We start from the raw sequence: 24,981 nt of genomic DNA, 5'->3' as shown, positions 1-24,981 counted from the left end.
GGGTATAAAACCTCAGGAAAATCAGACCTCGAACTCGGACTGCAGCGCCGCGCGCACGCAATACAGCACGCCGTCTGGCACGCGACCGGCGAATTGTGCGGCAACGGCTGCAACCGCGGGCAACTCTCCTTCGCCATCAAGGAACGCATCCTGAATTTCACTGAGCACGTCTTCAGGCAAATCCAGCGCTTGCTCCAGTGATAATTGCTGCTTGCCGATGGCCTCCGCGAGCATCGTGTAGACATTCTTTTCGGTGCACTGCAACTGACCGGCGATCTGCGCCGGCGTCATCCCGGCGCGGGCCAGGCTGATCAATTCGTGACGCACGTCAGCCACAACCCTTGGCGCCTCGGCTGTACCGCCGAGAACCTCGAGGAACGCCTCACCATAACGCTCCAGCTTGCGCGCACCGACGCCACTGACCTGGGCCATTTCCGGCAACGATCCGGGCTTGCTGCGCAACATCTCGAGCAGGGTCGAGTCGGGAAAAATGACATAAGGCGGCACCCCATGCTCTTCGGCCAATTTGCGCCGCAGGGCGCGCAAGGCCTCCCACTGTTCGCGCTCTTCGCCACGGACCAATTGACTGGCCGGGCTGCCCGAACCGCTTTTCGGGGTCGTTTGCGGTTTCAAATCACGACGTAGCTCAAGCGTGACTTCGCCGCGCAAGAGGGGCCGGCAGGTATCACTCAACCGCAGGCCGCCGTAGCCTTCCAAGTCGATATCAGCCAGGCCGCGCGCCACCAACTGGCGGAACAGCGAGCGCCACTCGCCTTCGGTACGCGCCTTGCCGACGCCGAAAACCGCCAGATGTTGGTGGCCAAAGCTCTTCACTTTATCGTTGTCGCGACCCAGCAGCACATCCACCAGATGGCCGACGCCATAACGCTGGCCGGTGCGATAAATCGCCGACAGTGCCTGACGCGCAGGCTCGGTGGCGTCCCAGGTCTGCACGCCGTCGACACAGTTGTCGCAATGACCGCACGGGTTAGGCATGTCTTCGTCGAAGTAGGCCAGCAGCGTCTGTCGACGGCAGCGGGTCTCTTCACAAAGCGACAACATGGCGTCGAGTTTGTGTTGCTCAAGGCGCTTGTGTCGCTCGTCGCCTTCGGAGTTTTGCAGCATCTGCTTGAGCATCAATACGTCTTGCAGCCCGTAGGCCATCCAGGCATCGGCGGGCAGGCCATCACGGCCGGAGCGCCCCGTCTCCTGGTAGTACGCCTCCAACGACTTGGGCAAGTCCATATGGGCGACGAACCGCACGTTGGGTTTGTCGATGCCCATACCGAAAGCGATGGTCGCGACCATGATCAGGCCTTCCTCATTGAGGAAGCGCTTCTGGTTGAAGGCACGTGTCTCGTTAGGCAGCCCGGCGTGGTATGGCAAAGCCGGATAGCCGTTGTCACACAGAAAAGCGGCGACTTCATCGACCTTTTTGCGGGACAGACAATAAACAATGCCTGCATCGCTGCGCCGCTCGGAAAGGAATGCCAGCAGCTGTTTGCGCGGCTGCTCCTTGGGCACGATGCGATAAAAGATGTTGGGGCGGTCGAAACTGGAGAGGAAGCGCTCGGCGTTCTGTAGATGCAGGCGCTCGACGATCTCTTCACGGGTGCGTTTATCGGCCGTGGCGGTCAGGGCGATACGCGGCACATCGGGGAACAACTCGGCAAGTTGCCCCAGTTTCAAGTATTCAGGACGGAAATCATGCCCCCACTGTGACACGCAGTGCGCTTCGTCGATGGCAAACAGGGCGATTTTCAGGTTCTGCAGGAAGGCCAGCATCCGTGGCTGAACCAGGCGCTCGGGCGCCAGATAGAGCATCTTGATCTCGCCCAACCGAATTCGGTTTGCCAGATCCCGCTGTTGCTCTGCGCTCAGTGTGGAGTTCAACGCGGCCGCCGACACACCCAGTTCTTCCAGGGTCGCAACCTGATCGTCCATCAAGGCAATCAGCGGTGAAACTACCACTGCCAAGCCTTCGCGCAGCAGGCCCGGGACCTGGAAGCACAAGGACTTGCCGCCACCGGTGGGCATCAACACCAAGGCATCGCCGCCATTGGCAACACGCTCAATAATGGCACCTTGGCGACCACGAAAGCTGTCGTAACCAAAGATGTCTTTAAGTACGCGTTGAGCCTGTTCGAGCATAAAAACCCCAAAATATTGCAGAAGCGACCCTGCTACAGCCTGTCGCAATCGCTATTGGCATCGCAAAGCGCGGCATTATACCCGAGGGGTTCCAGGCAAAGCACAAAGGCGATACCGGCGGTCGATATAAAAGACATAACAGCTTCTAAGCGCCTCTGTACTGGCGCGCAGGCCTTACACAGCCTAGAATTCAGCATTGTTTATTCCCAAGGTAGCCCGTCAATGTCCTTCGCTGAGCAACTACACCGCCTGCAAGCCTTCCTCGATGCCGATGAGCTGCATGACGAAGCGCTGGACTATGTGGCCGCCCACGGCTACCTGACCGCGCTGTCGATCTGTGCCGAAACGGTCCCTGAGCGTGAGTGGATCGATACGCTGTTCTCTGAGCCGCCGCATTACACCAGTGATGCCCAGCGCGAAGAAATCGAAGCCACGCTGATCCAGCTGCAGGCGCACATCGCCCGCCAACTGGCATCCGACGAAGAGTTCGAATTGCCGTGTGATCTGGACCTCGGTGACGAGCCGGATGACTCCGACCTCCGCGGCTGGTGCATCGGCTTCATGGAAGGCGTGTTCCTGCGCGAAAACGCATGGTTCGAAAGCGCCGAAGACGAAGTCAGCGAAATGCTCCTGCCGATCATGGTCGGTTCGGGTCTGTTCGACGAACAACCAGAATTTGCCGACATCGCTCAGGACGCCAATCTGATGGATGACATGATTGTGCAGATCCCGGAAGCACTGACCGCGCTGTACCTGCTCCTGCAGGCGCCAGACGAGAAGCCAGCGATTCTCAAGCCTCGCCACCACTGAGTCCACGCCTACGGCACAAGGCCCGAGACGCACAAGCAAACACTGCTTGTGCGTCGCGCACTTCAAGACTCTGGCTGGCTAGTGTGGCGCTGATGACGGCCCATGTCCTGCGGCACAGGCTTTAGGCGTTCCATCAGAGATGATGCACCCACAAAGGTCGCAAATACCCTGTGGGTGCACATTCACTCGCGAAGACGATCTATCCGCCAGCGCTCTATTTGAACGTTTCAAACAACCCAGTCGCCCCCATCCCACCTCCGACACACATGGTCACGATGCCGTAGCGCAGATTGCGCCGTTGCAGTTCACGGACCAAATGGCCGACCTGGCGCGAGCCGGTCATGCCGAACGGGTGGCCGATGGAGATCGAACCGCCGCTGAGGTTGTATTTGGCGTTGTCGATTCCCAGACGATCACGCGCATACAGACACTGCGACGCAAAGGCTTCATTGAGTTCCCAAAGGTCGATGTCGGCCACTTGCAAGCCTTTAGCCTTGAGCAATTTGGGCACCGAGAACACCGGGCCAATCCCCATCTCGTCCGGCTCGCAACCCGCCACCGTGAAACCACGGAAAAACGCACGCGGTTTGAGGCCCAGTTCCAGGGCTTTTTCCAGGCTCATCACCAACGTCATCGAAGCCCCGTCGGACAACTGCGACGAGTTGCCAGCGGTTACCGAACCGTCTTCTGCGAACACCGGCTTCAGGCCCGCCAGGCTTTCCCGCGTGGTGTCCGGACGATTGCAGTCGTCACGATCAACGATGCCTTCAACCAGGCTAATCGCACCGGTATTTTTGTCCTCGACGCGGTAGGTCACGGCCATCGGCACGATTTCATCGTCGAACAGCCCAGCAGCTTGGGCGGCTGCGGTGCGGTGCTGACTTTGCAAGGCGTAGATATCTTGCTGCTCGCGGCTGACATGGTAGCGGCGCGCGACGATTTCGGCAGTCTGACCCATGGGAAAGTAAATCCCCGGCACCTGTTCCTTAAGCAATGGATTGATCAGGTTGTCGGTGTTGATGCTTTTCATCGTCAGGCTGATCGATTCGACACCACCGGCAACAATGATCTCGCTGCAACCGGAGGCGATCTGGTTGGCTGCGATTGCAATGGCCTGCAAGCCCGATGAGCAGTAGCGGTTGAGGGTCATGCCAGGGACTTGGATACCCAGCTTGGACAGCACCGCCACATTGCGCCCGATGTTGTAGCCCTGCGCACCTTCGTTGGAGCCGGCACCGACGATACAGTCCTCGACCAACGCCGGGTCCAGGCCATTGCGCGTCAACAGTGCGTTGACGCAATGGGCTGCCATGTCATCGGGACGGGTCTGGTTGAACTTGCCGCGAAACGACTTGGCCAATCCCGTCCGCACGCTATCGACAATCACCACTTCACGCATGACACACCTCCACTCTTATTGTTGATGAGAAGGCATTGAGCATAGGGCCAGATAATCCTTGTCCGCGATGATCATTCACTGGCTGTATGGAAAATCATGGTGGTTACTTAGACTTTGTGTCCTTTTCAAAAGCGGCTTCCAGCGCGTTATTGATCGTGCGTAACACCTTCACCCGCGCCCAGCGTTTGTCATTGGCCTCAACCAGGGTCCACGGCGCGATTTCAGTGCTGGTACGATCAACCATGTCGCCCACAGCCGCGCGATAGTCCGGCCATCTCTGACGGTTGCGCCAGTCGTCCTCGGTGATTTTGAAGCGTTTGAACGGAATCTGTTCCCGCGCCTCAAAACGCTCCAGTTGAGTCAGCTCATCAATGGCCAGCCAGAACTTGACTACCACAGTGCCGGCATCGGTCAGCTGTTCTTCGAAATCGTTGATCTCGCTGTACGCCCGGAGCCAATCTGCCGAGCTGCAAAAACCCTCAACGCGCTCTACCAGCACCCGGCCATACCATGACCTGTCGAACACGGTAAATTTGCCACGTGGCGGCATGTGCCGCCAGAAGCGCCAGAGATAAGGCTGTGCACGCTCGTCCTCGGTGGGCGCGGCAATCGGCACAATATTGTACTGACGCGGGTCCAGCGCCGCCGCGACCCGCCGGATGGCGCCGCCTTTGCCTGCGGCATCATTGCCTTCGAATACCGCTACCAGCGAGTGCCGCTTCATACGTTTATCACGCACGTTGCCCGCCAGGCGCGCCTGCTCGGTAATCAATTGTTCTTCGTAATCTTCTTTTTCCAGATGCTGAGTCATGTCGAGACTGTTCAGCAGGCTGAGGTCATCAATATTGGTCGGCAGTGGGCCAATGGTCAGCGGACCTTGAGCGGGTCTTTTATTGGCCAAGGCGGCCTGTAGCCCTTCGAGCAACAGGCGCCCGACGGTCAGGCTGCGATAATGCGGATCCACGCCTTCGATGACATGCCAAGGGGCATAATCATGGCTGGTACGACGCAGCACACGCTCACCGTAGCGAACAAATTTGTCGTAGGTTTTCGATTGTTGCCAGTCCAGCGGACTAATGCGCCAGCTGTGCAAAGGGTCATCCACAAGCAACTTGAGCCGAGCCTTCATCTGCTTCTTGGACAGGTGAAACCAGAACTTGAAAATCAGTGCGCCCTCATCACAGAGCATTCTCTCCAGACGTTCAGCCCCATTGATTGCCTGATCGAGCACGGCATCCTTGAAGTGGCCATGCACCCGCCCCTGAATCATCTGGCTGTACCAATTGCCAAAGAAAATCCCCATACGCCCCTTCGCCGGCAAATGCCGCCAATAGCGCCACGCGGGTGGTCGAGCCAGTTCTTCGTCAGTCTGCTGATCGAACGTACGCACCTCGATCAGCCGTGGGTCCATCCATTCATTGAGCAGCTTAATCGTCTCGCCCTTGCCCGCGCCTTCGACGCCGTTGATCAATACAATCACCGGAAAACGCGCCTGCTGCTTGAGTTCGAATTGCGCGTCGAGCAACGCCTCACGCAGCGCCGGCACCTCGGCGTCGTAAGTTTCTTTGTCAATGGCGTGACCGATTTCGGCGGATTCGAACATGCACAGCTCCCCTTCAAGATCGTCAAGACTAACGGATCGCATCAATCAATGCTGGGTAAGACAGCCATTCGTTGCGATGGGTCAATTGAACAGGCTTCAGGGACCCGCTTCTACCCCTTTGCGCCCTCACCGGTTCGCTGATTGCGTTAATATACCGCGCTCCTGCTGCCGCCGAGCCGACCATGACCTTCACATCCCACGCCCAGATCGACTGGGACGAACAGGGAAATCCTCATTCGCGGGAATTTTCGGATGTCTATTTCTCCACCCAATCCGGTCTAGACGAAACACGCCATGTCTTTCTGAAACAGAACGATCTGACAAACCGGTTTGCGGCGCTGGCGGCAGGCGAGCGCCTGGTTATCGGGGAAACCGGCTTCGGCACCGGTTTGAATTTTCTTTGCGCCTGGCAGCTGTTTGCCGAGCATGCTGTTGCCGGCGCTCGCCTGCATTTCGTTAGCGTCGAGAAGTTTCCACTGAGCCGCTGCGACCTGCAACGTGCCCTCGCCTTGTGGCCGGAGCTGGCCACCTGTGCCGGGCAACTGCTCGATCAGTACATCGCCGTGCATGACGGTTTTCAGCGCTTGGTGTTCGACGGCGGTCGCGTGACCTTGACCCTGTTGATCGGCGACGCTTTAGACATGTTGCCGCAGCTGGATGGGCAGATTGATGCGTGGTTCCTCGACGGTTTTGCTCCAGCAAAAAATCCGGAAATGTGGACGCCCGAACTGTTCGCCGAACTGGCACGGCTAGCGGCGCCGGGTTCGACCATCAGCACCTTCACCAGTACCGGATGGGTACGTCGCGCGCTGAACGCCGCAGGCTTCAAAATGCGCCGCACGCCGGGTATCGGGCATAAATGGGAGGTGCTGCGCGGGGCGTTTGTCGGTTGGCCGGAAGACGTGCCCAGGCCTGCAGTCGTCAAGCCCTGGTTTGCCCGCCCGGCACCGATCACCACTCAGCGCAAAGCGTTGGTAATCGGCGCTGGCCTGGCCGGTTGCGCAACAGCTGCCAGCCTCGCTGCGCGGGGTTGGCAGGTCAGCCTGATGGAACGCCACGGCGATCTGGCGCAGGAAGCTTCGGGCAACCCGCAAGGGGTGCTGTACTTGAAGCTTTCTGCCCACGGCACGGCGTTGTCGCAGCTGATTTTGAGCGGCTTTGGTTACACCCGCCGCCACCTGGAATACCTGCAACGGGGCACCGACTGGGACGGCTGCGGCGTGTTGCAACTGGCCTTCAATGACAAGGAAGCCGAGCGCCAGACGCAGTTGGCGCACGCGTTCCCCCCCGAACTCTTACACGTACTGGATCAGCCAACCGCCGAAGCCCGAGCCGGTACTGCACTGTCTTGCGGTGGTTTATTTTTCCCCGAGGGAGGCTGGGTACATCCGCCCGCGCTGTGCCAGTTTCAGGCCACGCACCCCAATATTCAGCTGTTGGCACATCACGACGTACTGGAACTGCGTCGTAGCGGCGAACAGTGGCAGGCCTGGGATGGAGAGCGATTGCTCGACGAGGCTCCGGTGGTGATATTGGCCGGCGCTGCAGAGGTCAAGCGCTTCCCGGCCAGCGCTGAATTACCCCTCAAGCGTATTCGTGGGCAGATCACCCGGCTTGCCCAGACCCCGGCAAGCGAAGCCTTGAGCACCGTGGTCTGCGCCGAAGGTTATGTGGCGCCCGCCCGGCTGGGCGAACACACGTTAGGGGCGAGCTTCGACTTCAAAAGCGATGACCTGACGCCGACCACTGCCGAGCACCAGAGCAATCTCGAACTCTTGCAAGAAATCTCCGAAGACTTGCTCAAGCGGCTGGGCGCAGACGCGTTGGAACCTGAGTACCTGCAAGGGCGAGCCGCATTCCGTTGCACCAGCCCGGACTACCTGCCCATCGTCGGCCCGCTGGCGGATAAGCAGCGTTTTCTGGAAGCTTACGCGGCGCTGGGCAAAGACGCCCGACAAGTGCCGGATACCGTTTGCCCTTGGCTCGACGGCCTGTACATCAACAGTGGTCACGGCTCTCGTGGGCTGATCACCGCGCCACTGTCAGGCGAATTGCTCGCGGCCTGGCTGGACAACGAACCCCTGCCGTTGCCCCGTAGCATTGCCGAAGCCTGCCATCCCAACCGTTTCGCGTTGAGGGCGTTGATTCGGGGAAAGATATAAACACGGGATGACTGGCGTCAGTGCCCTGCTGACTAGCCATCAATCTTCATGCGACGGGCGCTGACGGCTCATGTCGACGCAGTCAGCGCACTGCCGCGCTGAAAACTCAGGCCAGCGTCTCATCCATGCGCCCTTTGCGCCGGTAGGGAAAGACATCAATGACCTTGCCCGCCCGAATCGCGTCTTGCAGGCTTTTCCAGTAATCAGCGTCATACAACTCACCGTGGAGCTCATTGAACAGCCGACGCTGGCCCATGTCGGCAAACAGAAACGGTGGAAACTCCTCAGGGAAAATATCCAGCGGAGCAATGGAATACCAAGGCTCCGAGGACATTTCATCTTCGGGCGTACGGGGCGCCGGGATGTGGCGGAAATTGGCTTCGGTGAGGTAACAAATTTCGTCGTAATCGTAGAACACCACCCGGCCGTGACGGGTCACGCCAAAGTTCTTCAGCAGCATATCGCCGGGGAAAATATTCGACGCAGCCAACTGCTTGATCGCCAACCCATAATCGTCCAGTGCTTCGCGCACCTGGGCTTCGTTGGCGTTTTCCAGATAGAGGTTCAACGGCGTCATACGCCGCTCGGTCCAGCAGTGATGGATCAGGACGGTGTCGCCTTCGACTTCAACGGTCGACGCCGCCACATCCAGCAGTTCGGCGAGGCACTCAGGATCAAACTTGCTCAACGGAAAACGGAAATCGGCGAACTCCTGGGTATCGGCCATGCGCCCTACCCGGTCGACGCTTTTTACCAGACGGTATTTTTCGATTACCGTGGCACGGTCGACGTTTTTCGACGGCGCGAAGCGGTCCTTGATGATCTTGAACACCGTATTGAAACCCGGCAGGGTAAACACGCTCATGACCATGCCGCGCACACCGGGCGCCATGATAAAGCGGTCGTCGGTAGTGGCCAGATGGTTGATCAGGGCGCGGTAGAACTCGGACTTGCCATGTTTGTAAAACCCGATCGAGGTGTACAGCTCGGCGATGTGCTTGCCAGGCAAAATACGCTTGAGAAAGCCGATAAACTCTGCGGGCACCGGCACGTCGACCATGAAGTACGAGCGTGTGAACGAGAAGATGATCGACACATCAGCTTCATCGGTAATCAGCGCATCAATCTGGATACCTCGGCCTTCACGGTGCAGCAGGGGTATTACCAGCGGCCATTGCTCGTCTTGGGTAAAAATGCGCCCGACCAGATACGCCCCTTTGTTGCGGTACAGAATCGACGAGAACAGCTCCACGCTGAGCGCCGGGTCCTTGCACACCCAATCGGGCAGGTTTTCCCGCAATTGCCCTTCAAGCCGTTGCAGATCACCCGGCAAATCGGCAAACGGCACATCGAACTTATACTCGGCAAAAATCTGTTTGAGCATGCTCGACAGCTCGCCCTGGGGCCGATAAACGCGGGTTTGAGCCGCCTTGTCGTGGCGGCGCAAAGACGGACGCGTGGTGTGGACGAACATGCAGCCGTCGCTGATCAGGTCATGACTGAACAGGCCACAGAAAATCGAGTTGAACCAGGTTTCCGCCAGCTCATCGTCAAACCGTACATCGATCAGGTTGATATACGCGTTTTTGACCAGCGGCCAGCAGCTCACATCCAACAGGCCCTGGGCGTCGAACGTACCGTGCAAACGCTCGGTCACTTCGCTGACTTTCTCTTCGTATAGGTTGATCCGCGCTGCCGATGCTCGCTGAGCTTCCTGCCATAACGCTTGTTCGAAGCGCGCCTGAGCACCATCGGCAATCTGCCGAAAATGCTCTCGATAATCATCAAAACCGTCAAGAATCATTTGGGCGATATCGGCGGCTGGCCATTGCTGCGGCATAAACAGATCTCGTCAGGAATTCGGAAGCCCGAGCTTAGCCAGTGGACAGGCATAGGAGAAGCGTATTTTTCCGCTCTCGGTTGCGCTCAGCCCGCCGCCCCAGCGACACTCTCGCCCCGACCACCGGCCTGGAGCTGGATTTGAGACCCGCCGACACCCTGCGTTTATTAGCACTCGCCGCCATCTGGGGCGCCAGCTTCCTGTTCATGCGGATCATCGCACCCGTGCTCGGCACCGTACCGACGGCGTTTTTTCGCGTATCCATTGCCGCTGGCGGCTTGCTGGTGATCCTCTGGCTGATGCGGATTGATTGGGATTTTCGCGGCAAATTCAAAATCTGCCTACTGCTGGGGATGATCAACTCCGGGCTGCCCGCGACCTTGTATTCATTAGCCGCTCAAGTATTACCCGCCGGTTATTCATCGATTTTCAACGCAACGACGCCGCTGATGGGCGTATTGATTGGTGGGTTGTTCTTCAGCCAAAAACTGTCCCCGGTGAAAATCGCGGGGGTGTTTCTCGGCTTGTTCGGTGTCGGCATCCTGACCCGTGCGGGGCCCGTGGCTTTCAATCGGGAGCTGCTGACCGGCGCTCTGGCCTGTTTGCTGGCAACGACAAGCTACGGCTTCGCCGGCTTCCTCGCTCACCGCTGGCTCGATCAGCAAGGTGGGCTCGACCCAAGGCTCGCCACCGTCGGCAGCATGCTCGGCGCCACGCTGTTATTGCTGCCGCTATTCGGCTACAGCGTCATCAGCCATCCACCCGCCAGTTGGGGCGGGAGCAGCGTGTGGCTGTCGTTACTCGGACTGGGACTGGTGTGCACCGCGTTCGCCTACATCCTGTTCTTTCGGCTGCTTAGCGACATTGGCCCGCTCAGTTCGATGACCGTGACCTTAATGATCCCGCCCTTCGGCGTACTGTGGGGCGCACTGTTTCTCGATGAACCGCTGTCGTGGGCTCATCTGTATGGCGGCGTATTGATTGCGGTAGCGCTGTGGCTGGTGCTGAAGCCTGTCGCAATGGCGAAGGCTTCAGCAGGTGAGCATTAACCTGCGTCAGGCGTGCGAAACACAAACACCCGTCCGACGTTGTATCAGCCGAACAGCCAATAGCCGAGCAAGGTCAGAACGATCACCGCCAATACCGGACGCATGACACGGTAGGCCTTGGGGTGACGACGCTTGAACTGTTTGACGCTGGAGCTCATGCCATTGCTAAAACGCTTGCTGTAGGCATACGCCTGGTTAATCCCGCCGACACGTTCATCATCTGTGTTCTGCGGCGCCGTGGCATGCCCCAAGACTCTGCTGACCCAACGATTGATGCGGGTCATGAGCCGAGAGCGCAGAGGGCGTTCGACATCACAGAACAGAATCACACGGGTGGTTTCGGTCTGGTTCTTGACCCAATGCACGTAGGTTTCATCGAACATCACATCTTCGCCATCGCGCCAGGCATACGCCTGTCCATCGACGTAAATGCGGCAATCATCCGAGTTTGGCGTCGACAGCCCCAAGTGATAACGCAGCGAGCCGGCAAACGGGTCGCGATGGGGATTGAGGTGGCTATCACCTGGCAAGAGCGCGAACATCGCGCCCTTCACGTTGGGAATGCTATTCACCAGTTCGACGGTCTTGGGGCACAACAGCACAGCCGACGGCAAAGCGGTGTCGTACCACTTGAGGTAGAAGCGCTTCCAGCCTTTTTTGAAGAACGAACCGAAACCGGCGTCGTTGTCCTTCTCGGCAGCGCGGATATATCCCTCGTCGAACAAGTGCATGGCTTCTTCGCGAATGACTTGCCAGTTGTCCTTGAGCACGTCCATCTCAGGAAATTTGGTGCGGTCCAGATAAGGCTTCGAAGGCACGCCGGAGAACAGATACATCAAGGCGTTATAGGGGGCAAACAACGCGGAATGGTTGACGAACTGGCGGAGCAATGGCAGTTGCGCTTTACCCCGCAGATGCACATACAACGTGCTTCCTACGAAAAGCATCAAAATCGAGGCTTTGGCGGCGAAAGAAAAGGTCATGAAACTCTCCTTGAAAATGGACAACTAATTGCACGCCGCGGCACTGTTTTAATTATCTGATACTGAAAGCGGCTGTTCGGGGAACAACCGCTCACGCATTCCGTCTTTGCAAAATGCGCGCACAGCGGGTTGGAAGCCGGCCATCATAAGCCTTCACGGGCCGGGTACAAAGCGACCTAAGACCAAAATGGGCTACTGCTGATTTTCCTGATCAGTAAACAGATCACTGAACAACATGCTCGACAGGTAACGCTCACCGGAGTCGGGCAGGATCACGACAATGGTTTTACCCTGCATTTCCGGGGTTTCGGCCATGCGTACCGCTGCGGCCATCGCTGCACCGCATGAAATACCACACAAAATCCCCTCTTCGCGCATCAGGCGCAACGCCATGGCCTTGGACTCTTCATCGCTGACCAGTTCGACCCGATCAATGATCGACAAGTCGAGATTCCTGGGTATGAAACCGGCACCGATCCCCTGAATCTTGTGCGGAGCAGGTTTGATTTCTTCACCAGCCAGCGTCTGGGTGATGATCGGCGAACCTATGGGCTCGACCGCCACCGACAGAATCGGCTTGCCCGCCGTGTGTTTGATATAACGCGAAATCCCGGTAATCGTGCCACCGGTACCCACACCCGCCACTAGCACATCAATGGCACCGTCGGTATCGTTCCAGATCTCCGGACCCGTGGTCTTCTCATGGATCGCCGGGTTGGCCGGGTTATCGAACTGTGAGGGCATGAAATGGAGGGCCGGATTGCTGGCGACCAGTTCTTCGGCTTTTTCGATGGCGCCTTTCATACCCTTGGCAGGTTCGGTCAGCACCAACTCGGCGCCCAATGCCTTAAGCACCTTGCGCCGTTCGATGCTCATCGACGCAGGCATGGTCAACACCAGCTTGTAACCCCGGGCCGCCGCCACAAAAGCCAAACCGATCCCGGTATTGCCTGAAGTCGGCTCGACGATGGTCATGCCCGGCTTGAGCTTACCGCTGCTTTCAGCGTCCCAGATCATGCTGGCGCCGATTCGGCATTTCACCGAATATCCGGGGTTGCGCCCTTCAATCTTGGCCAGGATAGTGACCCCGCGCGGTGCGATACGGTTGATCTGCACCAATGGCGTGTTACCGATGGAATGGGCATTGTCAGCGTAGATGCGGCTCATGGCGGTATCCTTTGCACGTGCTTGAAAAAATCAAAGCGTATGCCGCCAGCAGGGGTGCGTCCAGTCGTAGCGAACGGATGCCGTGCCAGACAGTCAACAGCTCTACTGAACAGGACACCCTCAACATGAAACGTCGCTATAGCTGGCCACTTTGGACCGTTGCGGGAATCGTGGTCGTGCTGATTGCCGCAGACATCGCCCTGCCCTATCTGGTGCGTCACTATTTGAACGACAAGCTCGCCAATATGGGCGACTACCGTGGCCAGGTCACCGACGTCGATCTGGCCCTGTGGCGTGGAGCGTATCGAATCAATGGGCTGAGTATCGTCAAGGTGCAAGGCAAGGTGCCCGTGCCATTCGTCAATGCGCCGGTCATCGACCTGGCGGTGAGCTGGCATTCGTTATGGTATGACCGTGCCGTGGTGGCCCAGGTGGTCTTCATCAAACCCGAGCTGAACTTCGTCGACGGCGGCACCAACAAACAGGCTTCGCAGACCGGTCAAGGCACCGACTGGCGCGCCCAATTGAACAAGCTGTTGCCTATCACTCTCAACGAAGTACGTATAGATGACGGGCGCATCACCTTCAATAATTTCAACTCGACGCCGAACGTGAAGATCGAAGCCGATCACGTGAACGCCAGCCTGTTCAACCTGACCAATATCGCCGACGAAAAAGGCATGCACGAAGCCCGATTTGAGGGCAAAGCCCTGTTACCCGGGAACGCACCGCTGGAAACCTCGGCCACATTCGATCCATTCAGTAACTTTGAAGACTTCGACTTCCGCCTCCGTTCGATCGGGATAGAACTTAAAAGCCTCAACGACTTCGCTTCGGCCTACGGCAAATTCGACTTCAATGCCGGCAGCGGTGACGTGGTGATCGAAGCCCAGGCCAACAAGGGCAAGCTCAGCGGTTATATCAAACCGCTGCTGCGCGATGTCGAGGTGTTCAACTGGCAGCAGGATGTCGAGAACCAGAACAAAAGCTTCTTCCGCTCGATCTGGGAGGCAGTGGTCGGCACCAGCGAAACCGTCTTGAAGAACCAAAGCAAAAACCAATTCGCCACCCGCGTAGAACTCAGTGGCAGCGTGCACCAACAAGACATCAGCGGCTTTCAGGCATTCCTGCAGATCCTGCGCAACGCCTTCATTCAGGCGTTCAACACCCGCTATGACAACAGCAAAACACAGTAGCCAAGGTGGATTGGTGCTTTTTTCAACGGGGACAGGACTTAAACAATGGCTGATCTAATCTTGACCCAGTCAAATCGTGACGCGCCATTCAGAGACTGAATGGCGCCTCTGCGTTCACAGTCGCCCGGCCTGCGCGGTATAGTCGGCACATTAAGTACCTTTTTTTGCGCCGTTTCAGGCGATACCGTTCGAGGATTTTTAGATGAAGTTCGAAGGCACCAGCGCATACGTCGCCACTGACGACCTGAAGCTCGCGGTCAACGCTGCTATCACTCTGGAGCGGCCACTGCTGGTCAAAGGCGAGCCTGGCACCGGCAAAACCATGTTGGCCGAACAACTGGCCGAATCCTTCGGCGCCCGGTTGATTACCTGGCACATCAAATCCACCACCAAAGCGCATCAGGGCCTGTACGAGTACGACGCCGTCAGCCGTTTGCGTGATTCGCAGTTGGGTGTGGATAAAGTCCACGACGTACGTAACTACCTGAAGAAGGGCAAGCTATGGGAAGCCTTCGAGGCCGAAGAGCGGGTCATCCTGCTGATCGATGAGATCGACAAGGCCGACATCGAGTTCCCTAACGACCTGTTGCAAGAACTCGACAAGATGGAGTTCTATGTTTACGAGATAGATGAAACGATCAAAGCGAAAGTACGCCCGATCATCATCATTACATCGAACAACGAAAAAGAACTGCCTGACGCCTTCCTGCGTCGTTGCTTCTTTCACTACATCGCCTTCCCGGACCGCGTCACCCTGCAAAAGATTGTCGATGTGCATTACCCGAACATCAAAAAGGATCTGGTCAGCGAAGCCCTCGATGTGTTCTTCGACGTGCGTAAAGTCCCCGGACTGAAGAAAAAACCGTCCACATCGGAACTGGTCGACTGGCTGAAACTGCTGATGGCCGACAACATCGGCGAAGCGGTGCTGCGCGAACGCGATCCCACCAAGGCCATCCCGCCGCTGGCCGGAGCCCTGGTCAAGAACGAGCAGGACGTGCAATTGCTTGAGCGCTTGGCGTTCATGAGCCGTCGCGGCAACCGCTAAGCACGAATAAGGGCGATCACCATGCTGCTCAACCTGTTCAATGAAATGCGTGCAGCCAAGGTGCCGGTGTCTGTGCGCGAGCTGCTCGATCTGATCAATGCGCTGAAACAGCGGGTGACCTTCGCTGACATGGACGAGTTCTACTTTCTCGCCCGCACTATTCTGGTCAAGGATGAACGCCACTTCGACAAGTTCGACCGGGCGTTCGGCGCCTACTTCAACGGCTTGGAAAAGCTCGATGATCATCTCCAGGCACTGATCCCTGAAGACTGGCTGCGCAAGGAGTTCGAACGCTCCTTGACCGACGAAGAACGCGCGCAGATCCAGACCCTGGGTGGCTTGGACAAGCTGATCGAAGAATTCAAGAAACGCCTCGAAGAGCAAAAAGAACGCCACGCGGGCGGCAACAAGTGGATTGGCACTGGCGGCACCAGCCCATTTGGCTCAGGCGGTTTCAACCCGGAAGGTATCCGCGTAGGTGATGCCGGCAAGCGTCAAGGCAAAGCGGTCAAGGTCTGGGACCAGCGCGAGTACCGGAACCTCGACGATCAGGTCGAGTTGGGCACGCGCAACATCAAGATTGCGCTGCGCCGTTTGCGTAAATTCGCCCGTCAAGGCGCCGCTGAAGAGCTCGACATCGACGGCACAATCGACCACACCGCCCGTGATGCGGGCCTGCTGAACATTCAGATGCGCCCGGAACGGCGCAACACCATCAAGTTGTTGCTGCTGTTCGACATCGGTGGCTCGATGGATGCTCACGTCAAAACCTGCGAAGAGTTGTTCTCGGCGTGCAAGACCGAGTTCAAACACCTGGAGTATTTCTACTTCCACAACTTCATTTATGAATCGGTGTGGAAGAACAACCTGCGCCGTAGCGCGGAGCGCACTGCCACCCAGGACTTGCTGAACAAATACGGTGCCGATTACAAAGTGATCTTTATCGGCGACGCGGCCATGGCGCCCTACGAAATCACCCAGGCGGGTGGCAGCGTAGAGCACTGGAACGAAGAGCCGGGTTATCGGTGGATGCAGCGCTTCAAGGAAAAATACAAGAAGCTCATCTGGATCAACCCCTACCCCAAAGACACCTGGAACTACACCGCCTCGACCAACATCGTGCGCGATCTGATTGACGATCAGATGTTTCCGCTAACCTTGCGTGGGCTGGAAGAAGGGATGCGGTTTTTGGCGAAATAGCTGCCTGATCCATGGCCTCTTCGCGAAGAGGCCATTAGTTTCACCCTCAACCCTGAAAACGCTGCACATACTCCATATGCTGCTGATGCGCTGCTGTCTGCACAATCGGCTTGAGACTGACAGGTGCGCCCGGCAGGCATTGGGCCAGTCGGGCCAATGCCAACGGGGTCAACGCCCCAAGTCTTGGGTACCCGCCAATGGTTTGCCGGTCATTGAGCAGCACAATCGGTTGCCCGTCCGGCGGCACCTGAATCGCGCCCAGCGGGATGCCTTCGGAGATCAGCGGCGCGCCCTGATAAACCAGTTCCGGTCCCAATAAACGAATGCCCATCCTGTCGGCACGGCTGTCGAGGATCCACTCGCTGTTGAAGGCATCGAACAGGCTCAAGCCGCTGAACTGGCCAATTTGTGCGCCGAGCACAACGTCCAATGAACTGTTCAGGTTGAGATCGGGGGTCAAATGATCCGGCAGAGCATTCAGGACGAACGCCGAACCGGCGTAAGACAGGTGATCCCCTTTGGCCAGTGCTTTGCCCATTCCATCCAGCCCGCCCAGTTCTTCACGCACGACCGTAGCGCAACTGCCGAGCACCGATGGCGCATCGAAGCCTCCGGGAGCCGCGAGATAAGCCCGCGCACCCAGGATCGGTTGGGTAAAGCGTAAACGCTCACCCTTGCGCATGAAAAAACTGCGCCAGGGTGCCAGCGGCCGACTGCCCAGCAACGCGCCGAGATCGGCACCCGCCAGCGCCAGGCAGCAATCCTGTTCGGCGAGCAGGGTCAAGCCGCCCAGCGTCACCTCGATCACCGCCGCGTCCAGCTGATTGCCCAGCAGGTTGTTCGCCCAGGACATCGAGACCCAATCCGCCGCCCCGCCTTGGGTCACGCCCAAATGACGAACACCAAAGCGTCCGGCATCCTGCAGCAGGCACAACGGGGTGCTGGCTTCGATCAATAAGGCGCTCATGCCTGCACCTCCAACGGCGTGTCATCGCCGCCCAGGCGCACGAATTCGGCATGATCGACGGGGGTAAAGCACACGCGGTCACCCGGTTGCATCAAGCTGTAACCCTCGCGTTGGCGGTCGAACAATTTGCTGGGAGTACGGCCGATCAGGTTCCAGCCACCCGGCGACACCACGGGGTAAGCGGCGGTCTGACGCTCGGCGATGCCCACGCTACCGGCAGCCACACGCTTACGCGGTGTGTTCAGGCGTGGCGCGGCAAGGATTTCTTCGACCAGCCCCATAAACGCGAACCCAGGCGCGAACCCCAGGGCAAACACCTGATAGTCGCGCTCACTGTGATGCGCAATGACCTCGCTGATGCTCAAACCGCTGCGCCTGGCCAGCAACGTCAGTTCCGGGCCGACGCTCAGGTCATACCAGACCGGTAACACATGGCGTTTGCCGATGGCCTGCGGATCAGGCGCCAGATCGGCCAGCGCCTGATGAATCAATTCCCGAGCCTGATCCGGACTCAACCGGGTCAGGTCGTAATGGACCATCAAGGTGGTGTAGGACGGCACCAGATCAATCAAGTGGCTGGCGAAGCGTTCACGCAAACGCGCACTGGCAGCCAGCATCCACGGCATATTCGCTTCGTCGATGGCATCGAACAGACGCACCATCAAACAATCGATGGCCACCACTTCTATGCGCAACGTCATGACGCTGATTGCTCACCCAACGCCCGGCGGATGCGCTGTACGGCACTCACCGAACTGGCGTTATCGCCATGCACACACAGGGTATCGGCCTTCAAGTGCAGTTCGCTGCCATCGCTGGCACGCAAGGGGTCACCACGGGACAGCGTGAGGGCCTGGCCGATGATGACTTCAGGGTCATGGTGCACGGCGCCCGGTAGTTGCCGTGACACCAGGCGCCCGGCGCTGTCGTAGGCGCGGTCGGCAAAGGCTTCGAACCACAACTGCACGCCGAATTCATCACCCAGCGCTTGCGCAGCACTGTTGTCGCGAGTGGCCATCAGCATCAGCGGTAATTGCGCGTCGTAGCGGGCGATGGCCTGGATCACGGCACGCAACTGCTCGGGGCTGGCCATCATGTCGTTGTATATCGCACCATGAGGTTTGACGTAGCGAACGCGGCCACCTTGTACCCGGCAAATGCCGTCCAGCGCACCGATCTGATAGTGCAGCAAGTCCTGGATTTCAGCCGGGGTACAGACCATTGAGCGCCGACCAAAGCCCACCAGATCCGGGTACGCCGGGTGGGCACCGATCATGACGTCATGGGCCAAGGCCAGGCTCACCGTTTTTCGCATGATCCCAGGGTCTCCGGCATGGAAGCCGCAGGCGATATTGGCGCAATCAATAAACGGCATCACTTCAGCGTCGAGACCCATGGTCCACGCGCCGTAGCTCTCACCCATATCGCAATTCAATAACAGGCGGCCCATAGGGAATGTCCTGTGTGCGTTGAAGTTTTGAGGAACTGGCCTCTGTAGAGCACATTTTTGAGTGTAATCGGACAGGGCGTCCAACGAATAAAACCAAGGTGTAGGGATAAGAAAAAGTGATGGAGCTTGTCAGGCAGGCCTTCGCTGCCTGACAAGCCGATGACGCAGAAGGGTTTAGCGCAGATCCCGATTCAGTAACGGCTTGCGTCGTCCGCCATTGATCACCCAGCCGATCAGCAGGAAGAAGCTCTCCACCACCAGCGCCAGCAGCAAGGCGCAGACGATGCCCCAGGCGATGACCTCCGGGACCAGCAGGACTTGGTACGTGTAGGCATTGAAGGTTTCCCGACGAATGTCCGGATTGGCGGCAGAGACCACATGCCAGGCCTTGGCATACCAAGGGCCCTGCAAGGCCTGCCACTCGCGGTCGAGCAACTGATTGCGGGTCAGCAATAGGTTGAGGCTGTCGGCATCACTGCGAAACACCGGGTCTTCACTGCTACGGTAATGCGCGACCAACGCCTGTAAATCGCCCTTGAAGAAGCGTTCGGCAGTGTCGGAGTAGCCTTTGAGGCTTTGCTGCGCCTCGATCAAGTGCGCTTCCACGCGCTTGCTGTAATCGCTGATGAATCCCGGAATTTGCACACCGAGCAACAGACCCACCGTGAACAATACCAATCGCAGATAGCTTCGCAGCATAGGTCCCTCTCTTTCAGGTTCGGCCCTGGATTACGCACTCGCCGCGGCGCCAAAGGCTCCATTCCCCTGGCTCGTAACGCGTCCAGGTCTCGTTTTCGGTCAACGGCTCGGTGGCAATCACCGTCACCACGTCATTGGGGGTGGTTTCTGCCTGAAAATCGACGATCACATCGACATCTTTCAGGCGAGCCGGGCCGAACGGCGCACGCCGAGTGATGTGCGCCAGCTTGCTCGAACAGAAACAGAACAGCCAGTCGCCATCACTCAGCAGGCAATTGAATACGCCTTTACTGCGATACTCGGCACACGCTTCGACCAACGAAGGCAGCAGCTGCTCGATCTCGACCGGCTCGGGAAAGGCTTCACGGACCCGGTTGAGCAGATCACAGAAGGCCGACTCGCTGTCGGTATCACCTACCGGCCGGTAGAACGTTGCGCGTGGATTGAGTTGCGCCAACTGACCGTTATGGGCGAAGCACCAGTTACGGCCCCACAATTCACGGACGAAGGGATGGGTGTTGGATAAGCAGACCTTGCCGACATTGGCCTGACGGATATGACCAATGACCACTTCGCTTTTGATGGGGTAGCGCTGCACCAACAGCGCGACTTCCGACTCACTGCTCGCGGCCGGGTCCTGGAACAGGCGCAGGCCACGGCCTTCGTAAAAGGCGATGCCCCAGCCATCCCGATGCGGACCTGTACGTCCACCCCGTTGTATCAGCCCGGTGAAGCTGAACACGATATCGGTCGGTACGTTGGCGCTCATGCCCAGTAATTCACACATGCTTAAACTCTCGCTTCAATACGTTCAGCAATACAGGTCGCGCCGGCCTCAAGGCGAGGCGCATTTGCCAACGAAGCGGAAGTTCTACAGGCGCGGTTCAACCCGTATACGGCTGCTGACGCTGCTGCCGGGAGCCGCTGCGGGTTTACGTCCATAACGATCACCGTCAACCGGAGCAAAGGGTTCGTCATCGTCGCTCTGCGCAGGCGTTGACGGCTCGGTCCCGGCCTGAGGCTGACGGGCTGTGCGGCGCTTTTCCAGCGGCCAGCGCACCAGCACAAAAAGAAGGTAAAGGCCAAAGGCGATCATGGCGTACATGGCCAGATCCGACACCGCTCGCCAGACGTTGTTGCCAACCTTGAAGGCCAGATCCAGCGCGGTGATTGCGACTGCCGGGGCGAATTTTTCCTTCACCGGGTCGATGATGGTCGGACTGAACAGCAAAACCGCACCCAGGACCCGCAGCGGCTCGCGCAGCCAGCGCCACATCCACCCAGTCAGCTTGAACCACACCCACAGGCAGCCCAGCGCAGCAAAAGCGTAAAGGCCCCAAGCAGTTAGATAATCGTTCTCGGTCATGACGTTCGTGGTAAGCCAGGCAAAGAGGCGCTTATGATAACGGCTTTTCGCTGACCCGGCCTCCCTGGTGTCAGTAATCGGTTGCCACCCAGCGGCAATCCTCGGCTGAATCAAGGTCTTTCACGGCCCGATTATTTTTATAGAGAGCCCCGCATGCCTTCATCCGCCACCCGCCCCACCGCGCCGATCGCTCGTAAAGACACGGGTTCCGACCCTTATGCGTGGTTGCACAACCGCGACGCCGAAGAGGTTCTGGACTACCTCAAAGCCGAGAACGATTACCTGCACGCGCAATTGGCCGACCAGGATGCCCTGCGCGAAACCCTGTTCCAGGAGATCAAGAGCCGCATTCTCGAAACCGATCTGTCGCTGCCCTCTCCATGGGGACCGTTTTTGTATTACACGCGCACCACCGAGGGCGACGAATACGCACGGCACTACCGCTGCCCGCGTCCGACGGACGACTCTCTGTTTATTGATGAACAGCAACAACAATTGTTACTTGACCCCAACGTGCTGGCCGCTGGCGGTTTTTTCTCGATGGGCGCGTTCAGCATCAGCCCCGACCATCAGCGCCTGGCCTACAGCCTCGACACCAACGGCGAAGAGGTCTATCAGCTCTACGTCAAAGAACTGAGCAGCGGCCAGGTCACCCATCTTCCCTTCGAGGATTGCGATGGCAGCATGACCTGGGCCAACGACAGCCAGACACTGTTCTTTGGCGAACTGGATGATACCCATCGCCCGCACAAACTCTATCGCCATCACCTGGGCAAGGACTCGGCGGACCTGGTTTTCAACGAACCGGACGGGCGCTTTTTCCTCAATTGCTACCGCACCAGTTCCGAGCGGCAGTTGGTACTGTTACTCAGCAGCAAAACCACCAGCGAGGCCTGGGTGCTGGACGCGGAAAAGCCCGATCAGGCGTTTATCTGCCTGGCGCCGCGCGTCGAAGGTCATGAGTACTTCCCGGACCACGGCCAAATCGATGGTGCATGGAGCTGGCTGATCCGCAGCAACCAAAGCGGTATCAACTTCGCCCTGTATCAGGCGGCTGAAAAAGCCAGCGGCGCACCCTCCCGTGAAGACTGGCAAACCCTGATCGCTCATCGCGACACGGTGATGCTTGAAGGGTTGAGCCTCAATGCCAAAGGCATGAGCCTGAGTTTGCGCGAAGGCGGTCTGCCGATCATTGAAGTGCATCCCCAAGGTCTTCCGTCTTATCGCGTGCAATTGCCCGATGCCGCGTACAGCCTGTATGTGCAGGACACGCTGGAGTTCAAGAGCGAAACGATTCGCCTGCGTTATCAATCGCTCAATCGCCCGTCGCAGGTGCGCCAATTGACGCTGGCCACGGGTGAGCAGGTGGTGCTCAAGGAAACCCCGGTGTTAGGCCCGTTCGACCCCGACGCCTACGTCAGCCAACGCCTGTGGGCAACTGCGGCCGATGGCACGCAGGTGCCGATCAGCCTGGTGGTCAAGCGAGAACTTCAGGGCAGCTCGACGCCCCTGTACCTCTATGGATACGGCGCTTATGGCGAAAGCCTGGATCCGTGGTTCTCCCATGCGCGCTTGAGCCTGCTTGATCGCGGCATCGCGTTCGCCATTGCCCACGTGCGCGGTGGCGGCGAATTGGGCGAAGCCTGGTATCGCGACGGCAAGCAAGAACACAAGCAAAACACCTTCGGCGACTTCATTGCCTGCGCCGAACATTTGATCGACAACGGCCTGACCACAGCCGGGCAATTAATCATCAGTGGCGGCAGCGCGGGTGGTTTGTTGATCGGCGCGGTGCTTAATCAGCGCCCGGAGTTGTTCAAGGTGGCGATTGCCGAAGTACCGTTTGTCGATGTGCTGAACACCATGCTCGATCCAGACTTGCCGCTGACCGTCACAGAATACGACGAATGGGGTAACCCGGAGCAAGCAGACGTGTATGAGCGCATCAAGGGTTACGCGCCGTATGAAAATGTCAGCGCCCAACCTTACCCGGCGACCCTGGTGATTGCCGGTTACAACGACACCCGCGTGCAATATTGGGAAGCGGCCAAGTGGGTGGCAAAATTGCGCGCCAACAAGACCGACGACAACCTGTTGCTGCTCAGGACCGAACTGGGTGCAGGACACGGAGGTATGAGCGGTCGTTATCAAGGGCTGCGCGACGTGGCGCTGGAATACGCGTTTGTTTTAAAAGTACTGCACTTGACCGAGGGAACTCCCAGCGTTTGATGGGTCTTAGAAGTGGGTCTGCGTCGCAGGCCCTTTCCATCGCCCCCCTTCTCCAACCAAAAAAAAGACTGTCGAGCCATGTCAGAACCCACCTCCCTGAACAATGAAATCCGCGACATGCTGATGGACTGCGGTCTGTTCAATACCTTGCTACCTGCCGACTTTCAGGCGGCAGCGGGCTATTTCAGTATCAGCACCATCGAGCAAGGTCAGGATATATTTAAGGAAGGCGATGCTGGCAGTTTCATGTGCATCATCCATTCCGGCAGGGTCTCGGTGCGCAAACTCAACAGTGATGGGCAATCGATCGAGATCGCCAACCTGCGTAAAGGTCGCGCGTTCGGCGAAATGGCGGTGCTTGACGGTGAGCGCCGCTCAGCCAGTTGCTTCGCGGCCACCCCTTGCTGCTTGCTGAATATGGGCAAGGACTCGCTGGATAAAATGCTCAACGACGCACCCAAAATTGCCGCAAAAATCATTCGCGCGATTGCCGTCGCATTGTCCAAACGCCTGCGCATGGTCGACGGACAACTGCTTGCGCAGCAGGTCTGATCGCTACAAACTTTTTTGCGTGCTGTCTTTTTGCGACGAGTCTTCCGGGTGCTTGCCGTTTTGCTCAAGACCCGGCAGCGGCTGGTCCTTGGGCGGGCGCGGCATTTCTATTTTTGGCAGCAACGGCGCATTGCCGTCGTTCCCACCTGCTCGGGGGATGCTGGGCGGCATCACCTGCGGATAGGGCGTCGGCGTTGCTGTACCCGGCGAACCGGGGGCCGGTGTCGTGGGAACAGGTTGCAGATTGTCTGCACAAACGGCAGTTACCGAGAGCGTCGCCAGGACAATCGCCGTTAGAATAGAGCGCTTCATCAATGGCCTCCGATGCCAAGCAATTTTCGTCAGGCTCAGGCTACTCCTTGCGCGACAAAGTTGCCCTCTCAAAAAGCTGTCTTTCAATGAGTTCTCAATGAAACGTTTCGTTCTGCTCGACACCACTCCGATTCCCGATAACGGCGGTGCCCTGTGCCTGTTCGAGTACGGTGAAGATTTCGTGATAAAAATTCAGGGCGGCGATGGCGGCCAGTTGATGAACACGCGCATGCACGGCTCCGAAGACGCGCTCGCCGAAATCCCCTGTAAAAAAGTCACCCATCGTGTGCTTCCACGGGTATTGATTGGCGGATTGGGCATGGGTTTCACCTTGGCCTCTGCGCTCAAGCACCTGGGCAAAAACGCTGAAGTCGTGGTCGCCGAGCTGGTGCCTGGCGTGGTCGAGTGGAATCGTGGGCCGCTGGGCGAAAAGTCGGGCAATCCATTGCTCGATCCACGGGCCAAAATTGTCGTTCAGGATGTCGCTCAGGTACTCAAAAGCGAGCCCCAGGGCTTCGACGCAATCATGCTCGACGTTGATAACGGCCCTGAAGGGCTGACGCAGAAGTCCAACAGCTGGCTCTATTCGTCTGGCGGCCTTAGCGCCTGCGCCCAGGCGCTAAGGCCTAAAGGCATCCTGGCGGTCTGGTCGGCCAGCGCCGACCAGAAGTTTTCCGACAAGCTGCGTAAAGCCGGTTTCAAGGCTGAAGAGGTGCAGGTGTTCGCCCACGGTAACAAGGGCACCCGGCACACTATCTGGATCGCGGAAAAACTCAAAGGCTGATCACGCAGCAAAGC

At 58.2% G+C, this 24,981-nt stretch carries 22 protein-coding genes; 9 read left to right on the top strand and 13 right to left on the bottom strand.

The features are described from left to right. Positions 1-21: 21 nt before the first annotated feature. Positions 22-2,151 carry a DNA helicase RecQ gene (gene recQ / locus RGU44_RS01990; protein WP_322180272.1) on the bottom strand — a complete coding sequence of 710 codons (2,130 nt, stop codon included), beginning with the start codon at positions 2,149-2,151 and terminating at the stop codon, positions 22-24. A 222-nt stretch (positions 2,152-2,373) separates the two neighbouring features. Here recQ and RGU44_RS01985 point away from each other — a divergent pair, with 222 nt between their 5' ends. Then, the gene (locus RGU44_RS01985) at positions 2,374-2,961 is read left to right on the top strand and encodes a YecA family protein (protein WP_219064205.1); all 588 of its coding nucleotides are present in this window, start codon (positions 2,374-2,376) and stop codon (positions 2,959-2,961) included. Positions 2,962-3,175: 214 nt separating this feature from the next. Here RGU44_RS01985 and RGU44_RS01980 read toward each other — a convergent pair whose 3' ends face one another. Both RGU44_RS01980 and pap read right to left on the bottom strand, forming a co-directional pair. Then, the gene (locus RGU44_RS01980; protein ID WP_322215373.1) at positions 3,176-4,360 is read right to left on the bottom strand and encodes a thiolase family protein; all 1,185 of its coding nucleotides are present in this window, start codon (positions 4,358-4,360) and stop codon (positions 3,176-3,178) included. Between the two features lie 103 nt (positions 4,361-4,463). Continuing rightward, the gene (gene pap, locus RGU44_RS01975) at positions 4,464-5,963 is read right to left on the bottom strand and encodes a polyphosphate:AMP phosphotransferase (protein WP_322180277.1); all 1,500 of its coding nucleotides are present in this window, start codon (positions 5,961-5,963) and stop codon (positions 4,464-4,466) included. A 182-nt stretch (positions 5,964-6,145) separates the two neighbouring features. On the opposite strand from pap, the gene mnmC reads away from it, so the two are divergent. Next, positions 6,146-8,125, top strand: a complete 1,980-nt coding sequence (gene mnmC, locus RGU44_RS01970; protein ID WP_322215370.1) for a bifunctional tRNA (5-methylaminomethyl-2-thiouridine)(34)-methyltransferase MnmD/FAD-dependent 5-carboxymethylaminomethyl-2-thiouridine(34) oxidoreductase MnmC — start codon at positions 6,146-6,148, stop codon at positions 8,123-8,125. Between the two features lie 106 nt (positions 8,126-8,231). Here mnmC and aceK read toward each other — a convergent pair whose 3' ends face one another. Beyond that, positions 8,232-9,965: a bifunctional isocitrate dehydrogenase kinase/phosphatase gene (aceK, locus tag RGU44_RS01965; RefSeq protein WP_322215367.1), complete on the bottom strand. Its 1,734-nt coding sequence runs from the start codon at positions 9,963-9,965 to the stop codon at positions 8,232-8,234. Between the two features lie 140 nt (positions 9,966-10,105). Here aceK and RGU44_RS01960 point away from each other — a divergent pair, with 140 nt between their 5' ends. After that, entirely contained in the window at positions 10,106-11,014 is a 909-nt protein-coding gene (locus RGU44_RS01960) for a DMT family transporter (RefSeq protein ID WP_322215365.1), read from the top strand. Positions 11,015-11,058: 44 nt separating this feature from the next. Here RGU44_RS01960 and RGU44_RS01955 read toward each other — a convergent pair whose 3' ends face one another. Together RGU44_RS01955 and cysK are read right to left on the bottom strand one after the other, a co-directional pair. Beyond that, complete coding sequence (locus RGU44_RS01955; RefSeq protein ID WP_322215362.1) at positions 11,059-11,997, bottom strand: aspartyl/asparaginyl beta-hydroxylase domain-containing protein; 939 nt, start codon at positions 11,995-11,997, stop codon at positions 11,059-11,061. Between the two features lie 192 nt (positions 11,998-12,189). Continuing rightward, on the bottom strand, positions 12,190-13,164 hold the full coding sequence (cysK, locus tag RGU44_RS01950; protein WP_322180288.1) for a cysteine synthase A: 975 nt from the start codon (positions 13,162-13,164) through the stop codon (positions 12,190-12,192). Between the two features lie 125 nt (positions 13,165-13,289). Here cysK and RGU44_RS01945 point away from each other — a divergent pair, with 125 nt between their 5' ends. The 3 genes from RGU44_RS01945 (at position 13,290) to RGU44_RS01935 (ending at position 16,608) form a co-directional block, all read left to right on the top strand. Continuing rightward, positions 13,290-14,360, top strand: a complete 1,071-nt coding sequence (locus tag RGU44_RS01945; RefSeq protein ID WP_322180290.1) for a DUF748 domain-containing protein — start codon at positions 13,290-13,292, stop codon at positions 14,358-14,360. A gap of 202 nt (positions 14,361-14,562) precedes the next feature. After that, positions 14,563-15,408 (top strand): AAA family ATPase, encoded by an 846-nt coding sequence (locus RGU44_RS01940; protein WP_219064215.1) that lies wholly within the window; start codon positions 14,563-14,565, stop codon positions 15,406-15,408. Positions 15,409-15,429: 21 nt separating this feature from the next. Next, positions 15,430-16,608 carry a VWA domain-containing protein gene (locus RGU44_RS01935; protein ID WP_322180293.1) on the top strand — a complete coding sequence of 393 codons (1,179 nt, stop codon included), beginning with the start codon at positions 15,430-15,432 and terminating at the stop codon, positions 16,606-16,608. Between the two features lie 46 nt (positions 16,609-16,654). Here the strand turns inward: RGU44_RS01935 and RGU44_RS01930 are convergent, their stop codons facing one another. The 6 genes from RGU44_RS01930 to RGU44_RS01905 all read right to left on the bottom strand — a co-directional run bounded on the left by RGU44_RS01930 (position 16,655) and on the right by RGU44_RS01905 (position 21,090). Next, positions 16,655-17,575 (bottom strand): biotin-dependent carboxyltransferase family protein, encoded by a 921-nt coding sequence (locus RGU44_RS01930; protein ID WP_322215359.1) that lies wholly within the window; start codon positions 17,573-17,575, stop codon positions 16,655-16,657. Then, a complete protein-coding gene (pxpB, locus tag RGU44_RS01925; protein ID WP_322180297.1) occupies positions 17,572-18,276 on the bottom strand; it encodes a 5-oxoprolinase subunit PxpB in 705 nt (234 codons plus the stop codon). The genes RGU44_RS01930 and pxpB overlap by 4 nt, the downstream gene beginning before the upstream one ends. Next, the gene (locus RGU44_RS01920; protein ID WP_322215356.1) at positions 18,273-19,025 is read right to left on the bottom strand and encodes a 5-oxoprolinase subunit PxpA; all 753 of its coding nucleotides are present in this window, start codon (positions 19,023-19,025) and stop codon (positions 18,273-18,275) included. The genes pxpB and RGU44_RS01920 overlap by 4 nt, the downstream gene beginning before the upstream one ends. 174 nt (positions 19,026-19,199) lie before the next feature. Next, entirely contained in the window at positions 19,200-19,724 is a 525-nt protein-coding gene (locus RGU44_RS01915; RefSeq protein ID WP_322180301.1) for a DUF2937 family protein, read from the bottom strand. Between the two features lie 13 nt (positions 19,725-19,737). Continuing rightward, on the bottom strand, positions 19,738-20,511 hold the full coding sequence (locus RGU44_RS01910; RefSeq protein WP_322215353.1) for a class II glutamine amidotransferase: 774 nt from the start codon (positions 20,509-20,511) through the stop codon (positions 19,738-19,740). Between the two features lie 84 nt (positions 20,512-20,595). Next, positions 20,596-21,090 carry an MFS transporter gene (locus RGU44_RS01905; protein WP_322215351.1) on the bottom strand — a complete coding sequence of 165 codons (495 nt, stop codon included), beginning with the start codon at positions 21,088-21,090 and terminating at the stop codon, positions 20,596-20,598. 153 nt (positions 21,091-21,243) lie between these two features. Between RGU44_RS01905 and RGU44_RS01900 the strand changes: the two genes are divergently transcribed. Further along, positions 21,244-23,319, top strand: coding sequence for a S9 family peptidase (locus RGU44_RS01900; protein WP_322180307.1), 2,076 nt, complete (start codon positions 21,244-21,246; stop codon positions 23,317-23,319). Between the two features lie 78 nt (positions 23,320-23,397). Further along, positions 23,398-23,871, top strand: a complete 474-nt coding sequence (locus RGU44_RS01895; protein ID WP_322180308.1) for a cyclic nucleotide-binding domain-containing protein — start codon at positions 23,398-23,400, stop codon at positions 23,869-23,871. A gap of 3 nt (positions 23,872-23,874) precedes the next feature. Here RGU44_RS01895 and RGU44_RS01890 read toward each other — a convergent pair whose 3' ends face one another. Next, positions 23,875-24,183 carry a hypothetical protein gene (locus RGU44_RS01890; protein WP_322215349.1) on the bottom strand — a complete coding sequence of 103 codons (309 nt, stop codon included), beginning with the start codon at positions 24,181-24,183 and terminating at the stop codon, positions 23,875-23,877. A 97-nt stretch (positions 24,184-24,280) separates the two neighbouring features. Between RGU44_RS01890 and RGU44_RS01885 the strand changes: the two genes are divergently transcribed. After that, positions 24,281-24,967 carry a spermidine synthase gene (locus RGU44_RS01885; RefSeq protein ID WP_219064226.1) on the top strand — a complete coding sequence of 229 codons (687 nt, stop codon included), beginning with the start codon at positions 24,281-24,283 and terminating at the stop codon, positions 24,965-24,967. The last annotated feature ends 14 nt before the right edge of the window (positions 24,968-24,981 follow it).

Source organism: Pseudomonas sp. 5C2, from assembly GCF_034314155.1.
In the GTDB taxonomy this organism is placed as follows: domain Bacteria; phylum Pseudomonadota; class Gammaproteobacteria; order Pseudomonadales; family Pseudomonadaceae; genus Aquipseudomonas.
This window is presented reverse-complemented; position numbering and strand designations above follow the sequence as displayed.

Excerpts from the sequence above, each read along its gene's own strand:
- mnmC (WP_322215370.1), top strand. The coding sequence starts at position 6,146 with ATGACCTTCACATCCCACGCCCAGATCGACTGGGACGAACAGGGAAAT.
- aceK (WP_322215367.1), bottom strand. The coding sequence starts at position 9,965 with ATGCCGCAGCAATGGCCAGCCGCCGATATCGCCCAAATGATTCTTGAC.
- RGU44_RS01945 (WP_322180290.1), top strand. The coding sequence starts at position 13,290 with ATGAAACGTCGCTATAGCTGGCCACTTTGGACCGTTGCGGGAATCGTG.
- RGU44_RS01900 (WP_322180307.1), top strand. The coding sequence starts at position 21,244 with ATGCCTTCATCCGCCACCCGCCCCACCGCGCCGATCGCTCGTAAAGAC.
- recQ (WP_322180272.1), bottom strand. The coding sequence starts at position 2,151 with ATGCTCGAACAGGCTCAACGCGTACTTAAAGACATCTTTGGTTACGAC.
- RGU44_RS01985 (WP_219064205.1), top strand. The coding sequence starts at position 2,374 with ATGTCCTTCGCTGAGCAACTACACCGCCTGCAAGCCTTCCTCGATGCC.
- RGU44_RS01895 (WP_322180308.1), top strand. The coding sequence starts at position 23,398 with ATGTCAGAACCCACCTCCCTGAACAATGAAATCCGCGACATGCTGATG.
- pxpB (WP_322180297.1), bottom strand. The coding sequence starts at position 18,276 with ATGACGTTGCGCATAGAAGTGGTGGCCATCGATTGTTTGATGGTGCGT.
- RGU44_RS01905 (WP_322215351.1), bottom strand. The coding sequence starts at position 21,090 with ATGACCGAGAACGATTATCTAACTGCTTGGGGCCTTTACGCTTTTGCT.
- RGU44_RS01920 (WP_322215356.1), bottom strand. The coding sequence starts at position 19,025 with ATGGGCCGCCTGTTATTGAATTGCGATATGGGTGAGAGCTACGGCGCG.
- RGU44_RS01955 (WP_322215362.1), bottom strand. The coding sequence starts at position 11,997 with ATGACCTTTTCTTTCGCCGCCAAAGCCTCGATTTTGATGCTTTTCGTA.
- RGU44_RS01910 (WP_322215353.1), bottom strand. The coding sequence starts at position 20,511 with ATGTGTGAATTACTGGGCATGAGCGCCAACGTACCGACCGATATCGTG.
- cysK (WP_322180288.1), bottom strand. The coding sequence starts at position 13,164 with ATGAGCCGCATCTACGCTGACAATGCCCATTCCATCGGTAACACGCCA.
- RGU44_RS01915 (WP_322180301.1), bottom strand. The coding sequence starts at position 19,724 with ATGCTGCGAAGCTATCTGCGATTGGTATTGTTCACGGTGGGTCTGTTG.
- RGU44_RS01980 (WP_322215373.1), bottom strand. The coding sequence starts at position 4,360 with ATGCGTGAAGTGGTGATTGTCGATAGCGTGCGGACGGGATTGGCCAAG.
- RGU44_RS01940 (WP_219064215.1), top strand. The coding sequence starts at position 14,563 with ATGAAGTTCGAAGGCACCAGCGCATACGTCGCCACTGACGACCTGAAG.
- RGU44_RS01890 (WP_322215349.1), bottom strand. The coding sequence starts at position 24,183 with ATGAAGCGCTCTATTCTAACGGCGATTGTCCTGGCGACGCTCTCGGTA.
- RGU44_RS01930 (WP_322215359.1), bottom strand. The coding sequence starts at position 17,575 with ATGAGCGCCTTATTGATCGAAGCCAGCACCCCGTTGTGCCTGCTGCAG.
- pap (WP_322180277.1), bottom strand. The coding sequence starts at position 5,963 with ATGTTCGAATCCGCCGAAATCGGTCACGCCATTGACAAAGAAACTTAC.
- RGU44_RS01885 (WP_219064226.1), top strand. The coding sequence starts at position 24,281 with ATGAAACGTTTCGTTCTGCTCGACACCACTCCGATTCCCGATAACGGC.
- RGU44_RS01935 (WP_322180293.1), top strand. The coding sequence starts at position 15,430 with ATGCTGCTCAACCTGTTCAATGAAATGCGTGCAGCCAAGGTGCCGGTG.